Here is a 14,919-nt window from a genome sequence, read left to right on the forward strand (position 1 = left end):
ATCCATCTATTTTTTATAATTAATATTATTTATTTTCCTGTTTTAAGATAAACAGTTTCACCTTCTTTTATAGTTTCCAAAACAATAATTTCTTTGATATCTTCTTCGGAAACTTTCAAGGGATTTTTATCTAGAACAACTAAATCTGCCAATTTACCTACTTCTAGTGTTCCTTTGGTATCTTCTTCAAAATGTTGATAAGCGGACCAGCTAGTAATTGCTTGTAAGCCTTCGTAGGCTGTTATTTTTTCGGCAGCTCCAATGACTTGACCTGACCGTGATTTACGCTCTACAGAAATACCCAACATACGCATAAGATTTGGTAAAGCTACTGGTGCATCCGTATGAATTGTAATTTTTACTCCTTTGTCTAAAGCTGTTCTGGTTGGGCTAATTTTATTAGCTAAACTATCACCAATTATCTGCTTATGCCAATCGCCCCAATAGAAGGTATGCAATGGGAAAAGTGACACTATTAAGTTCATATCTTTTGCGTTATCTAGTTGGTCTTCTCTTATGTATTGTCCATGCACAATTACATCACGCCTATTATCGTGGCTATACTCCCCTTCTAACTTCTTCATTGTTCTTAAAAGTTGATCTACAGCTGCATCACCATTTGTATGACTCAATATTTGCCAATTATTTCTGTACCCCTTTTCATAGATTGTATACAAAATACTGTCGTTTGGAATGGCTGGATAGCCTTTATAATCTGCACTCCTACCTTCTGGTGGAATTAAGTAAGGAGTAGTCCTCCATGCTGTTCTACCCTGAGGAGACCCATCTAATGTTACTTTCATCCCTCCTATACGGTAATGGTTGTTATACGTTTTACTATTCCATTTAGTACTCATATAATCATCTACCTGTGTATAATCTATATAACTTACAACATCTAATTTTAGCTTACCAGACTCAGCTGCATTAACCATCATATCATGGCTTGGTTTCATTGTTCTTCCTTCTTGAGCTGTGGTGAATCCAAAAGACAGCGCCATGCTTTGACCAGATTCAAAAAACTTTTCAGCGGCTTCTTTGGTTGCAGGAACCGTTGCTTTAATAGCATGTGGAATGGCCGCTAATTCTTCTAAAACCCCATTTGGTTCGTTACTACCTTTTTCTCTCCTAATAATTCCTCCCTCTGGATTCTTGGTATTGGCATCATAACCAATAACTTCTAATCCTTTAGAATTAACTACCGCAAAATGACCTGAAATATGTATGGCCATTACAGGAAACTCTGTAGATACTTTATCTAAATCATGCTTGGTAGGAAAGCGTTTTTCATCAAGCACAGAATCGTCAAATCCCATTCCGAAAACCCATCCGGTTAAGGCTCTATTCTCAGGTGTATTCCACTCTTTGAGAATATGAATCATGGTAGGAATATCTTTAGCACCAGCATCTGGTGGTGGTAATATTTTCGCTGCAATAGCTTGAATACTGAAGGATGCAAAATGTGCATGCCCATCAATCAAACCAGGGACTAGGGTTTTGCCTTCCAAATTTATTTTTTGAGCATTTCCATAGGCACTTTCAGCTTCAGCTAAAGAACCCACAAAAGCAATTTTATCATCTTTAACTACTAAGGCTTCTGCATAAGTAGGTGAGTCACCTTTCATCGTAAGAATATCACCTCCAAAATATAGCTGCTCATATGAAGGTTCATTTGTTAAATCGCTGGAATTCTTTTTGTCTTGCTTGCAAGATAAAAAGATGCCTAAGCATACCATAAGCACAAGAGTAATGGATTTTTTAAGGTTGAATAATTTCATAATATATTTTTTATATTTATAATCATTATTTTTAATTTGCATTATGATTATCTCTTTAAACATTAATTTACCTTTTTATCAATGTTTTTCAATCTAAAAGATAAAAGCGCATTTACAATTCCTGCTATTAAGAAACCAATACCTATCCATACAGTGATGGCAATAGCACCTACAAATATATTTGAGGTAATAAAATAACCAATAATAACTGTTAGTATTCCACTAATTAAGCCAAGCCACCAAACAGGAACCTCAGTTTTACGTATAGCTAAGGAATTGACAAAAACGATGACTCCACTTATCATCATCCAAAAACCAACTATAAACGGAATAACTGCTGCTGTAATTGCAGGGTTTGATACTAAAACTATAGCGAAAAGGAGATCTATAATACCACCTGCTAGATTCCATCCCCAATTGTCGTTAACACTTTTCAATGATAGCGCTACCCCTATTTCAAAGATACCAGTAATTGATAAACTAATTCCAATATAGAGCGCCAATGCCACTAGAGCATCTATAGGATTTCCTAGTACATATAATCCTAAAACTATTAAGATGATACCTCGTAACAGAATTAACCACCAATTTTTAAATGCATTTTTCATAAGTTTTAATGATAAAGATATTAATTTCTTTATTTATGTCTTACAAGGGTATATTTCTTTTGAAACCTTTAAAAGGTTAGAGTATTTTTTTAAAATTATTATTCTTTTTTAATGTGCTTTTATAAATTATAATACTAAAACAATACTAGTTTTTCAACTTCCTTATTAGAAGCTGAAAAACTGTAAAGCATATATTTATATAAAAAATTTAATATTCTTAAAGGCTTTCTAAATTATCAAATATTTGATAAAAGAAACCTATAGACTTGGCATATTCATCAACAAGAATACGTTCATTTACACCGTGAAAACCTTTAAACTCTTCGGTGTTTTCCAATTGAATAGCAGTCATGGTATACACATCTGGTGCAAAATCTCTGGCTTGAAAATGTTTAGAATCTGAACCTCCAACCACAAAAAATGGTGATACAATTAAATCGTTACCCCATATTTGGCGTACGGTTTTTTCTAGCATTTTATATCCAGGGCCACTAGCATCCGCTATATTAGTTGCTGGTGTAGAAGCTGAAATATCTTTCATTGTAATACGATCATCTCCAATAGCTTTTTTAATATGCGCCATAATTACTTCAGGTGTGTCACCTGGCATAGGTCTGAAATTTACAACAGCTGTTGCTGATGGAGGCAATACATTATCCTTAATACCAGCATTAAACATCGTAGTGGCTATAGTTGTATGAAGCATCGCCCTTGTAACTTCATTTTTTGACATAACTTCAATAAATTTTTGTTCCATATCAGTTACTTCTCCATCTTTACCAAAAGCTACAGCGGCATACAAGGGTTGATTTTCAGCATCTAATTCAGGTCCCATGTAAAGGTATTGTTGACGCACTGCAGGGTGAATTCTATATGGGAATTGTGCTTTTTCTAATTTTGTAATAGCCTCTGCTAAAATTCCGATATTTGATTCTTCTGGAGGCATAGACGAATGACCTCCTATACCATGTATAGCCAACTCTAAACTAACAAATCCTTTTTGAGCGATACCAATCAATGCTGTATTCTCCTCAATTCCTGGGAATATCCCTGGTGTTAGCGGAGCAGATTCATCCATTATATAGGCAAACCTTTTTATACCACGTTCTTCTAAAACATCGGCAACTTTTTTAGCACCTTCAGCGCCTCCAACTTCTTCATCTTGACCAAAAACAAAATAGATGGTACGCGATGGTTGCCAACCTTCTTTTATTTTCATTTCAGCAGCTTCTAAAATGGCATGAACTTGATTTTTATCATCCAATGAACCACGCCCCCAAATATAACCGTCCTTTACAGTACCTGCAAAAGGTTCTACCTTCCATTGGTCTCTGGAATCTTCAGGAACAGGTACAACATCCATATGCGCATAAAACAGTGCTGGTTGTAATGTTGGGTCTTTACCTTCCCAAGTATATAGCAAGCTAAAAGGTCTTGGATCACCATGTAATTCTTTTTTTAAAGTTTTATGTACTTCTGGGTATGATTCCTCTAAAAATTCATGATAGCTTGAAAAGGCCTCTTTATCAAAGTCACTTCTATCCTGATTTGAAATGGTTTTATAGGTGACTGCTTTTGATAATCGTTTAACCGCACCATCAAGATCTACGTCAATAGATATTTGTTCTACTCCTTTCATTTGCTTGGAAGTAAAATTTTCCAAATCTGGGTTATTTTTTTCTGTGCTCTCTTTTGTATTTTGACCACAACTAAACAACATAGCTACTGAAGCTAACGCAATTAAAGTTTTTGTTTTCATATTTATTATTTATTTAAGGTGTTTTTATAAATTTCACCATTTTTCATTATTACTACAAAATTTTGACCAGGGTCTCCAACCAAATCAAGATTTTTTAATGGATTACCATCTACTATAATCATATCGGCATAAGCACCTTCTTTTACAACACCCAATGGCCCTTCTTGATAAGGGTGACGTGGACCAGACAATTTTAATAAACGGGCATTTTCTGATGTAGCTATCTTTAGAACCTCGTACGGTGTAAACCATTCTCCAAGGCGAACTAAGTAATCACTTTGTTGATGCGCTTTAGACGCGTCCATCAACTGATCTGTACCAAATGCTAAATTAACCCCTACTTTTTTTGCCATTGGATACAATGCAGATACAGCATCTGTTACCTGCTTATACTTTGCAGCACTTACAGGGTTTGTCCAAACCATATCTTCTTCCTTCATAGGTTGCGGACTTAGCCATGCTCCCTTTTCCTTCATAAGTTCTAAGGTTTCTTCTGAAGCAAAAAATCCATGCTCAATACTCATAACTCCTGCTTCCACAGATGTTCTAACTCCCCTGTCAGTCATAACATGTGACAAAACATAGGTATTGTAATTAGTCGCTTCTTCTACAATAGCCTTAATCTCATCCACAGAGTATTCACTAACATCTAATGGATCAAATTCAGAAGATACACCACCACCAGTACAAATTTTAATTTGAGTTGCGCCATATTTCAAAATATCTCTAGTTCTTAATCTAACTTCAGTCTCACCGTCAGAAGTCATGGCCATCATGTTTAGCTCCCAATAATTTAGAAAACGTTTATCTCTAGGAGTTTCCAATTTACTATAATGGTCTGCATGTCCTGTAGTTGGACTCATAAAAGGACCCGATGGTAAAATTCGGTGCCCTGGATATTCTCCTGAATCAATTAGCTTTTTGATAGCAAAAGGATTACCTCCTGGGTCTCTTACAGTGGTAAAACCACGCATTAATGTTTCTCTTGCCCCAGTCATACTACGAATGGCTACCTCAGGCATATCGCCTTGATTTGCCAATAGTACTGATGCAGGTGTATAGGCATAGGTAGTGTGCCAATGTGCATCAATTAAACCTGGTATTAATGTTTTTCCTTGTGCATCAATAACTTTTGCATCTTTTGCTGAAAGGTTTTTCCCTATTTTTTTAATAAGATTACCTTCTATCATAACATCTGAATCTGTGATGAGTTTTTCGTTTACACCATCAAAAATATTGACGTTTTTAATAATAATGGTCGTTTTTTCCTCCTCTTGAGCAAAGCTGAAATGAGATGTGACCAAAACCATAAAGATCACCAATAATTTAATTTTGTTTTTCATTTTGTTTTTCATTTTATTTATTCAACGCATTTTTATATTCTTTCCCATCTTTCAAAATAAGCAATAAGTTCTTTTCAGGATTTGCTAATAAACAAGTATCCTCCAACGGGTTTCCGTTTACAAATAAATCCGCAAAAACATCTTCTTTTACAACAACCAATGGATAATCTTCAAGTAACGAATATACATTATTATTTTTAAATGTTTAATTTTTATTAATTTTAGTTAAACATTATTATTGAGTTTTATTGCTAAAAACAGGATTATTTTAAACATTCATGCACTATTTGACACTATGAAAATATAACTAAAAAATCTTAGTGCTTCCATATGAATCTGTTGTTATTAATTATGTGAAAATTAGTAATAATTATAAACCATTAGCTAGTTTTAATATTAACAAAATATTAAGAATATAAATTTAAATAAATAAAATTAATATATAAAACATTACTTTAATTTATATATAAAAGGACTTATTTTAAAAATATTTGGCATTCTAAAGCCAATATTCACCTTAATTTTTACATTAAATTAAATTGAATTTAGGGGAGGTTCTATAAAAAAACATGGATGTATTATTTGCTAAAATGCTGATGATACAAATTCAGACTTATAGAATGGTGTTCCTTATAGTGATATCTTCACTTAGAGATTATCCTATTATTTTTCTATCAGCTAGACCTATGTTTAGACTTCTAAAATATATAACATCAAAGAATACCTGCATACAAAAGTATAACAGTTTATATTTTACATGATGTTCCCATATTTGTTTTTTATCACTTATGCTTCTTTACCCGTTTTAAATCTAAATGATTGATGGGATTGATTCCTAAACCTGAAACGTTTTTTTGTGTAAAGCGCACTACTTGATCGTAATACAAAGGTATTACGGCTGCTGAAGCCATGACCATACTATCCATTTTTTGGTACAAGGCTCTTCGTTCTAAATTATTGGTTATGGTAATTGATTTCTCATATAATTTATCAAATTCAGGCGAGCTATAATGTGTGTAATTTGGTCCGTGAGGGGAGAAATTTTTACTGTGAAATATAAACAAGTAATTTTCAGCATCGGGGTAATCGGCTACCCAACTACCTCTAAAAATACTCAACTGTCCGTTTACCTTTGTTTGCCTTAATGTTGAAGGCGGCATCACATCGATATTCACTTGCAAGCCAGTTTTTTGAACTTCGCGCTGAATGTATTCACACAAATCTAAATATTGGCTATTGGTACTTATGGTAATTGAAGGCGTTGTATTTCCTGTTTCTTCTATATACAATTGCACCAATTCTTTTGCTTTTTTTGGTTGATAGGTGTACCCTTCCATTGCATTGAAAGAAGGCAGGCCTTTTGGTATAAATCCGTTAACGGCAGGTGTACCAATACCATTGCGTAAATACAAAATCATTTTTTCACGATTGAAACCGTAATTAATGGCTTTTCTAATTTTCAACGAGTTTACTTCCTTTTCTTCAGCATCTAAATAAACACCTAAATATTCGGTATTTAAATACGGACTTGAGAGCATATCAATTTTATCCTGGTGATGTGCTTTTAACTTGCCATCAGTTGTTAATAAATCGTCCTTATAAGAAGCGTCAATACTGCTCATAAAATCAATATTGCCTTGTATAAATTGCAAAAACTCGCTCTGTTTGTCTGGTAAAAAAGTAATGGCAACTGCTTCCAAATAAGGCAATGCGTTTCCTTGTGCGTCTTTTTCAAAATAATGGTGATTTTTTCTAAAGACCAACTTGGTATTCTCTACCCATAATTTAAATTGAAAAGGACCTGTACCAATAGGATTCGCTCTAAACGTATCTCCAAAATAAGCAACCGCCTCTTTTGGAACAACCGAACAATACCGCATACTTAAAATACTTAAAAAAGGTGGAAACGGTTGTTTTAATTGAATTACAAAAGTACTGTCATTTACTGCTTCAAATTGCTCCACAAATTCTAATACCCATTTTCCGGGTGAAGTAACTTTGGGATCAATCAATCGGTTGAAACTGTATTCAAAATCACTTGCAATTACATTTCTTGTTGAATCATTTCCAAACAACTTGTGCTTGTGAAATTTCACATCGTTTCTTAAATTAAAACGGTATGTTTTTCCATCTTCAGAAATGGCCCAAGATTCAGCAATATCAGGATGCACTTCTAATTGATCATCTAATTGTACCAACCCGTTAAACAACTGATTGGTTACCCAAATAGTACGTAAATCTTTTGCAAAAGCAGGATCTAACGTAGTAATATTTGCATGTTCATTATACCTAAAAACCTGAGAATCATCATAATTTGAAACATTTCTATTACAAGAAATCAATAAGCAACAACCAACAATCAACAACCAACAACTACTTCTCAAAACCATACGCTCTTTCAACTTTACAAATTCGTAATTGGTATGTTTTATACCATAATTCTTTTCCCTTTTCTCTTGCCAATGAGTGTTCTGCGTTATTTCGCCATTTTAAAATAGCCTCTAAACTTTTCCAATACGAAACGGTGATTCCAACTTCACTTCTAGCAGATTCTATGCCTAAAAAACCTTCTTGTTGCTTCGCTAATTCCTCCATTCTTTGGGCGGTTTCTAGATATCCTTCATCAACTTCAGTTCGTAATGTTGAAAAAATAACAGCATAATATGGTGGTTTTGGAGTAGTTGCAATCATAATTCTAAGTTCATTATATATTCAGGCAATTTGGTGTATTTACAAACTTGTTCTTTAACAACTGTAAAACCTGCACGTTTTAAAATTTTATAAGAACCTGTATTCTCAATAATTACTTCAGCCATTAATTTTTTTAACCCTAGCTGTTTTGAAAATAGAATTAAACCTTCAACTAACGCTGTTCCGTATCCATTGTACCAATATTGTTTTAAAAACCTGTATCCAATTTCATTGTTTTCAATAACACCGCAAATTCCAACAAAGCTTCCATTTTCTTTTAATGTCACCGCATAAGGCCATTCCATAACCTTCGTTTCATAACGTGCAATCCACTCATTTAATTTAGCTTCACTTTGTTCAAAAGTTGCTGCGCTACCCGTAATATAGCGCATCACTTCTATATCACTTTGCATTTTATGAAAGTCATTTAAATCAGAAATTGTTAATTTTCGAACTCTAAGCCGATTGGTTTCAAATATCATCAATATTATTGTAAATTTGCATCCGATAAATGTACAAGAATGAGCGCACAAAAAAAAGTCGCATTTTACACTTTAGGCTGTAAACTAAATTTTTCAGAAACTTCTACCATCGCACGTAACTTTCAAAATGAAGGTTTTTCACGGGTTGAATTTGAGGAAAAAGCTGATATCTATGTTATTAATACCTGTACGGTTACTGATAATGCGGATAAACGTTTTAAATCAATTGTAAAAAATGCATTGAAAAAAAATGAACATGCCTTTTTAATTGCCATAGGTTGTTATGCACAATTGAAACCTGAAGAGTTAGCCGCCGTTGACGGTGTTGATTTGGTATTAGGTGCTACTGAAAAATTTAAAGTAACCGATTATATAAACGACCTTTCTAAGAATGAAATGGGCGAAGTGCACTCTTGTGAAATTGAAGATGCCGATTTTTACGTTGGCTCTTATTCTATTGGAGATAGAACCCGCGCCTTTTTAAAAGTGCAAGATGGTTGCGATTATAAATGTACCTATTGCACTATTCCTTTAGCGCGTGGTATTTCACGCAGTGATGAATTGGAAAATGTGCTAAAAAATGCCAAAGAAATTTCAGAAAAAGGTATTAAAGAAATTGTGTTAACTGGGGTTAATATTGGTGACTATGGTAAAGGTGAATTCGGGAATAAAAAACACGAACATACCTTTAACGAATTGGTGCAAGCTTTAGATACAGTTGATGGTATTCATCGTTTACGAATTTCATCTATTGAACCTAATTTATTAACCAATGAAACGATTGATTTTGTAGCTACATCAAATAGTTTTGTGCCGCATTTTCACATTCCTTTGCAAAGTGGAAGCGACACTTTGTTGAAATTAATGAAACGTCGTTATTTACGTGAAACCTACGACAACCGTGTTGAAGCTATAAAAAACAAAATGCCAAATGCTTGTATTGGTGTAGATGTAATTGTTGGATTTCCTGGCGAAACCGATGAATTATTTTTAGAAACCTACAATTATTTAAACGAATTAGATATTTCCTATTTACACGTTTTCACCTATTCTGAACGACCAAATACAGAAGCTTTTGATATGGAAGGCGTAGTTCCTAAAAAAGTACGTGCAAAACGCAGTAAAATGTTACGTGGCTTGTCGGTTAAAAAACGTAGAGCTTTTTATGAAAGTCAGTTAGGAAACGATTTAACGGTGTTGTTTGAAAGTGAAAATAAGGATGGGTTTATACACGGATTTACACAAAATTATGTAAAAGTAAAAACACCTTGGAATCCTGAATTGGTAAATACGTTGCAAGAAATTACGTTGACAGAAATTGATGAAGATGGCGTGGTACGATTTGATTGGATTCAACAACCTGAATTTATATAAAATGACTTAAATGACAGATTTATACACATTTGCGATATTAGTTTTTACGGCTTTTTTCACTATCATAAACCCGTTAGGCACCATGCCTATTTTTATGACAATGACGTCTACGTTAAGTAAAAAAAGAAGAAAACAAACCGCAAAAAAAGCAACCATTGTAGCTTTTTTTACCATTTTAGCATTTGCATTTTCAGGTCAAATTTTATTTAATTTCTTCGGAATTTCAGTCAATAGTTTTAGAATTGTTGGTGGTGTTATTTTCTTTATGATGGGTTGGGATATGTTACAAGCACGTTTGGGTTCTTTAAAACACACCAAAGATGAAGGGCAAATTGATGCGTATGTAGATGATATTTCAATTACACCATTGGCTATTCCTATGATTTGTGGCCCTGGAGCAATTACAAATGCTATTATTTTAATGGAAGATTCACAAAACCTAACTCAAAAATCTGTATTGATTGGTGTTATTGCATTTGTATTACTGCTCACCTATTTAATATTGGTTGGTGCAAGTACTATTACCGACAAGTTAGGAGAAACTGGTAATAAAGTAATGATGCGCTTAATGGGATTAATTGTAATGGTAATTGCTGTTGAATTTTTCTTTAGTGGTTTAAAACCTATTATTTTAGATATAATGCATAGCTAATGGAAACAGCAAAAACGCCTATTTATTTTATTCCGGGATTGGCTGCCAGCGCTAAAATATTTGAGCGCATACAATTGCCAAAAGATTCATTTGAAGTCCATTTTTTAGAATGGATCATTCCTACCTCTGTAAACGAATCTCTGGAAGCTTACGCAAAAAGAATGGCTGAATTTGTGACTGAAAGTAATGCAGTTTTAGTAGGTGTTTCTTTCGGCGGAATTATGGTGCAAGAAATGAGTAAATTTTTAAATGTTCAAAAAATAATTTTAATCTCAAGTATCAAATCTAGCAAGGAACTACCACCTATGTTGAAGGTGCTTGAAAAAACACATTTATACAAATTATTTCCTTCAAAATACATTTCATATTTTGAAAATTATGCTACGTATGCTTTTGGCGATTTTGCAAAAAAAAAGGTGAAATTATACAAAGAATACTTAACGGTTAGAGATGTTCTTTATTTAGACTGGGCCATTGAAAATGTACTGAAATGGAATCAAACTGAGCCTTTAAAAAACACGGTTCATATACACGGAACAAATGACCATATTTTTCCGATTAAATATATTAAAGATTGTATTCCTGTGGAAAATGGCACGCATGTTATGATTCTTTTTAAAGCTAAAACCATCAGTAATCTTATTACAAAAGCCATTTAATTGTTAAAATAGAAATACATTTTCTTCAAATGCGAATAAATTTGTATTTTGTGACTCATCATAAAAATTGGGGTAATTATGAAAAATTCAATTAAAATTCTAGGTTTAATAGCCGTGATACTTGTAAGTTCATTGTTTATTTTTTCAACAGAAAAAAAAGCGATAACAGAAGATAAAATCACTACAGACAATGAGAAAAACACGAGTGATTCGTACCAAATTAAAGCGTTAAAAATACCTTCAAATTTAAATTTTGCAGGAGAACCTGTTCCTATTGAAAAAGAAGATATTAAAGAACGTATTGATCGTGAATTGTTGGTAAATACTTATTGGCAATCTAACGGGCTACTTTTGTTTAAAAGAGCACATAAATATTTCCCAATAATTGAACCTATTTTAAAGAAAAATGGCATTCCTAACGATTTTAAATATTTAGCCGTTATTGAGAGTGGACTTCAAAATGTAACTTCGCCTGCTGGCGCACGTGGAATTTGGCAGATTATGAAAAATACAGCTCGAGAAAATGGACTGGAAGTAAATGCAAATGTGGATGAACGTTACAACCTTGAAAAAGCAACACAAGTGGCTTGTGATTATTTAAAGAAAGCGAAAGAACGTTTTGGAAGTTGGACATTGGCTGCAGCTGCTTATAATGCTGGTAATGCAGGTATTTCAAGAAGAATGAATTCTCAATTAGTTGATAATTATTACGATTTATTATTACCTGATGAAACACAAAGGTATGTGCCTAGAATGGTTGCTATGAAAGAAATTTTATCAAACCCTACAAAGTATGGTTTCATTTTTGAAAACAACGATTTGTATAATTTTGAAGCAACTAAAACCGTTAAGGTTGATACTGTTATTACAGACATCGCTCGATTTTCAAAAGATATGGGTATTAATTATAAAACCTTAAAATTACACAACCCTTGGTTGCGTGAAAACAAGTTAAATAATGCCTCTAGAAGAGCTTATGAAATAAAAATTCCACTATAAGCAACATGAAAATGACAACAATTCTTACCTTAATTATTATTGGGCTATTAGCAGGAATTTTAAGTGGTCTAGTTGGTGTTGGAGGCGGAATTATTATGGTTCCGTTATTTGTATTTGTATTAGGATTAACACAGCACAACGCCCAAGGATTAAGTTTGGCGGTTATGTTACCTCCTGTAACTATTTTAGCCGTTTATAATTACCACAATGCAAGTGGTGGCACTATTGATTGGAAAGCAACCGTAATCGTTGCTACTCTTTTTGTTTTAGGCAGCTTTTTAGGTTCTAAATTGGCACTCCAAATAGACCAACGTATGTTAAAAAAAATATTTGGCTTTTTTATGCTGATGGTGGCTATAAAAATGATTTTCTCAAAATAAAAGACATTTAAGCTGAATTAAAATCTAATAATAACTAGTACTACCAAATTATCACTACATTGTGAATTCAAAAATAATACATGAATTTCACAAATCCATTGGTATATGGAGTACCTTGCTTTTTAGCGCTTATTTTATTAGAATATTCCTACAGTAAATCTCATCACAATAAAAAACTTTACAACTTAAAAGATTTAGGAGCTAGCCTATTTATGGGTGTTGGCTCTGCTATTATAGCTCCACTTATTAAAACAATTTCAGCTATTGTTATATTTAACGTTGTTTATGAACTATTCAACCCTGAAATTGGCGGAATTAGAACCAATATTATGGGTTGGGAATCTTTTGGTTATGCTTGGTATATTTGGATTGCTTGTCAACTATTAGATGATTTTACCTATTACTGGTTTCACCGTCAAAATCATATGGTTCGTTTTCTTTGGGCTGCACATATTGTGCATCATTCCTCCAATAAATACAACTTAGGAACTGCTGTTAGAAATGGATGGTTTACCTTATTTTACAAACCTCTCTTTTATATGTGGCTTCCCGCAATAGGTTTTCCTCCAGCAATGGTTATTGTTTGTTTGGGAATTGAATCGCTATGGCAATTTCAATTACACACCCAATATATTTCTAAAATGGGTTTTGTTGAACAACTATTTAATACGCATACCATGCATCAAGTGCATCACGCTAAAAATATAGCTTATTTGGATAAAAACCACGGTGGATTTTTAAATATTTTCGATCGAATTTTTGGCACTTGGAAACAATTAGACGAAACTATTGACATAGAATACGGAGTTACACATGCGCCAAACTCTTATAACCCTTGGATTATATTGACGCATGAATATAAAGACATTTGGTTAGATACTAAAAAATCTAAAAACTGGTATCATAAATTTATGTACACTTTTGGTCCTCCAGGTTGGAGTCACGATAATAGCACGCAAACTGTAAAACAAATGCAATTAGAATTAAAAAAACAGTAACTTTGCCAAATGGGATTAACAAACAATGATATTTTTAAAAAATTACGTGTCGCTCACAAATTAAGAGATACCGATATTGTAGATATTTGTAAGCTTGTAGATTTTAAAGTATCTAAAAGCGAACTAGGAGCCATCTTTAGAAAAGAAGACCATCCAAAATACATGGAATGTGGCGATCAAATATTACGTAACTTTTTAAATGGTTTGGTAATTCACTTACGTGGACCAATGCCTCCTAAAAAAGAAACAACGTAATTTTTTTAGCAAAATGAAGCTTTTACTTCATCAAATTCATTAACTATTTCTTTTACAATTTCAGCTGCTGGTTTTATTTCATGAATTAATCCTGCAATCTGACCTATTTCTAATTCTCCGTTGTCTAAATCACCTTCAAACATCCCTTTTTTAGCTCTTCCTCTTCCTAACTTTTCTCTTACTTGCTCAACCGTAGGTTTTTGCTTGTACAACTCTTGTAATTCATTAAAAAACTGATTTTTAATCAAGCGTGCAGGTGCTAATTCTTTTAAGGTTAAATACGTATCTCCATCTTGTGCTTTTACCACTTCTTCTTTAAAATTAATATGAGAAGAAGCTTCATCACTGGCTACAAATCTACTTCCAATTTGAACCCCATCAGCACCTAAAACTAGCGCAGCTAACATACCTCTTCCCGTGGCAATTCCACCAGCAGCAATTACAGGTATTTTCACTTTTTCTTTCACCATTGGTATCAATGTAAGCGTCGTAGTTTCCTCTCTTCCGTTATGCCCACCTGCTTCAAAACCTTCAGCAACCACAGCATCAACACCCGCTAATTCAGATTTCACAGCAAACTTTACACTACTTACTACGTGTACTACTTTAATGCCTTTTTCTTGTAAAAATGAAGTCCACGTTTTTGGATTCCCTGCAGAAGTAAACACAATTTCAACACCTTCTTCTACAATAATTTGCATAATTTCTTCAATGTTAGGGTATAACATTGGCACATTTACACCAAAAGGCTTATCGGTTGCTTTTTTACATTTTTGAATGTGTTCTCTTAACACATCAGGATACATAGATCCCGCTCCAATTAAACCTAAACCTCCTGCATTACTTACTGCTGAAGCCAATCTCCAACCGCTATTCCAAACCATTCCTGCTTGAATAATTGGGTACTCTATATTAAACAACTGTGTGATACGATTATCCAT

General features: G+C 33.5%; 16 protein-coding genes. 7 read left to right on the top strand and 9 right to left on the bottom strand.

Features of this window, described 5'->3' with window-relative positions:
- Window positions 1-29: 29 nt before the first annotated feature.
- The 8 genes from CHB67_RS15675 to CHB67_RS15705 all read right to left on the bottom strand — a co-directional run bounded on the left by CHB67_RS15675 (window position 30) and on the right by CHB67_RS15705 (window position 8,661).
- Window positions 30-1,778 (bottom strand): amidohydrolase, encoded by a 1,749-nt coding sequence (locus CHB67_RS15675; RefSeq protein WP_089382839.1) that lies wholly within the window; start codon window positions 1,776-1,778, stop codon window positions 30-32.
- Window positions 1,779-1,840: 62 nt separating this feature from the next.
- Complete coding sequence (locus CHB67_RS15680) at window positions 1,841-2,386, bottom strand: HdeD family acid-resistance protein (RefSeq protein WP_089382748.1); 546 nt, start codon at window positions 2,384-2,386, stop codon at window positions 1,841-1,843.
- A 217-nt stretch (window positions 2,387-2,603) separates the two neighbouring features.
- Window positions 2,604-4,145: a M20 family peptidase gene (locus CHB67_RS15685; protein ID WP_217900278.1), complete on the bottom strand. Its 1,542-nt coding sequence runs from the start codon at window positions 4,143-4,145 to the stop codon at window positions 2,604-2,606.
- Window positions 4,146-4,150: 5 nt separating this feature from the next.
- Window positions 4,151-5,488, bottom strand: a complete 1,338-nt coding sequence (locus tag CHB67_RS15690) for a metal-dependent hydrolase family protein (RefSeq protein WP_089382841.1) — start codon at window positions 5,486-5,488, stop codon at window positions 4,151-4,153.
- A gap of 13 nt (window positions 5,489-5,501) precedes the next feature.
- Window positions 5,502-5,648, bottom strand: coding sequence for a hypothetical protein (locus tag CHB67_RS17260; protein ID WP_176461305.1), 147 nt, complete (start codon window positions 5,646-5,648; stop codon window positions 5,502-5,504).
- A 622-nt stretch (window positions 5,649-6,270) separates the two neighbouring features.
- Entirely contained in the window at window positions 6,271-7,878 is a 1,608-nt protein-coding gene (locus CHB67_RS15695; protein ID WP_089382749.1) for an ABC transporter substrate-binding protein, read from the bottom strand.
- Window positions 7,862-8,179 carry an antibiotic biosynthesis monooxygenase family protein gene (locus CHB67_RS15700; RefSeq protein WP_089382750.1) on the bottom strand — a complete coding sequence of 106 codons (318 nt, stop codon included), beginning with the start codon at window positions 8,177-8,179 and terminating at the stop codon, window positions 7,862-7,864. The genes CHB67_RS15695 and CHB67_RS15700 overlap by 17 nt, the downstream gene beginning before the upstream one ends.
- Window positions 8,176-8,661: a GNAT family N-acetyltransferase gene (locus tag CHB67_RS15705; RefSeq protein WP_089382751.1), complete on the bottom strand. Its 486-nt coding sequence runs from the start codon at window positions 8,659-8,661 to the stop codon at window positions 8,176-8,178. The genes CHB67_RS15700 and CHB67_RS15705 overlap by 4 nt, the downstream gene beginning before the upstream one ends.
- A gap of 39 nt (window positions 8,662-8,700) precedes the next feature.
- Between CHB67_RS15705 and mtaB the strand changes: the two genes are divergently transcribed.
- The 7 genes from mtaB (at window position 8,701) to CHB67_RS15740 (ending at window position 13,978) form a co-directional block, all read left to right on the top strand.
- A complete protein-coding gene (gene mtaB / locus CHB67_RS15710; RefSeq protein WP_089382752.1) occupies window positions 8,701-10,035 on the top strand; it encodes a tRNA (N(6)-L-threonylcarbamoyladenosine(37)-C(2))-methylthiotransferase MtaB in 1,335 nt (444 codons plus the stop codon).
- 10 nt (window positions 10,036-10,045) lie between these two features.
- Window positions 10,046-10,687 carry a MarC family protein gene (locus CHB67_RS15715; protein WP_089382753.1) on the top strand — a complete coding sequence of 214 codons (642 nt, stop codon included), beginning with the start codon at window positions 10,046-10,048 and terminating at the stop codon, window positions 10,685-10,687.
- The gene (locus CHB67_RS15720) at window positions 10,687-11,346 is read left to right on the top strand and encodes an alpha/beta fold hydrolase (RefSeq protein WP_089382754.1); all 660 of its coding nucleotides are present in this window, start codon (window positions 10,687-10,689) and stop codon (window positions 11,344-11,346) included. Before CHB67_RS15715 ends, CHB67_RS15720 begins: the two co-directional genes overlap by 1 nt.
- Window positions 11,347-11,424: 78 nt before the next feature.
- Window positions 11,425-12,345, top strand: coding sequence for a lytic transglycosylase domain-containing protein (locus CHB67_RS15725; protein ID WP_089382755.1), 921 nt, complete (start codon window positions 11,425-11,427; stop codon window positions 12,343-12,345).
- Window positions 12,346-12,356: 11 nt separating this feature from the next.
- Window positions 12,357-12,725, top strand: a complete 369-nt coding sequence (locus CHB67_RS15730; RefSeq protein ID WP_317045704.1) for a sulfite exporter TauE/SafE family protein — start codon at window positions 12,357-12,359, stop codon at window positions 12,723-12,725.
- A gap of 80 nt (window positions 12,726-12,805) precedes the next feature.
- Window positions 12,806-13,723: a sterol desaturase family protein gene (locus CHB67_RS15735; RefSeq protein ID WP_089382757.1), complete on the top strand. Its 918-nt coding sequence runs from the start codon at window positions 12,806-12,808 to the stop codon at window positions 13,721-13,723.
- Window positions 13,724-13,732: 9 nt separating this feature from the next.
- Window positions 13,733-13,978: a DUF1456 family protein gene (locus CHB67_RS15740; protein WP_089382758.1), complete on the top strand. Its 246-nt coding sequence runs from the start codon at window positions 13,733-13,735 to the stop codon at window positions 13,976-13,978.
- A gap of 5 nt (window positions 13,979-13,983) precedes the next feature.
- On the opposite strand, the gene CHB67_RS15745 is transcribed toward CHB67_RS15740, so the two are convergent.
- A complete protein-coding gene (locus tag CHB67_RS15745; RefSeq protein WP_089382759.1) occupies window positions 13,984-14,919 on the bottom strand; it encodes an NAD(P)H-dependent flavin oxidoreductase in 936 nt (311 codons plus the stop codon).

Source organism: Lutibacter agarilyticus (assembly GCF_900188235.1).
Taxonomy (GTDB): Bacteria; Bacteroidota; Bacteroidia; order Flavobacteriales; family Flavobacteriaceae; genus Lutibacter; species Lutibacter agarilyticus.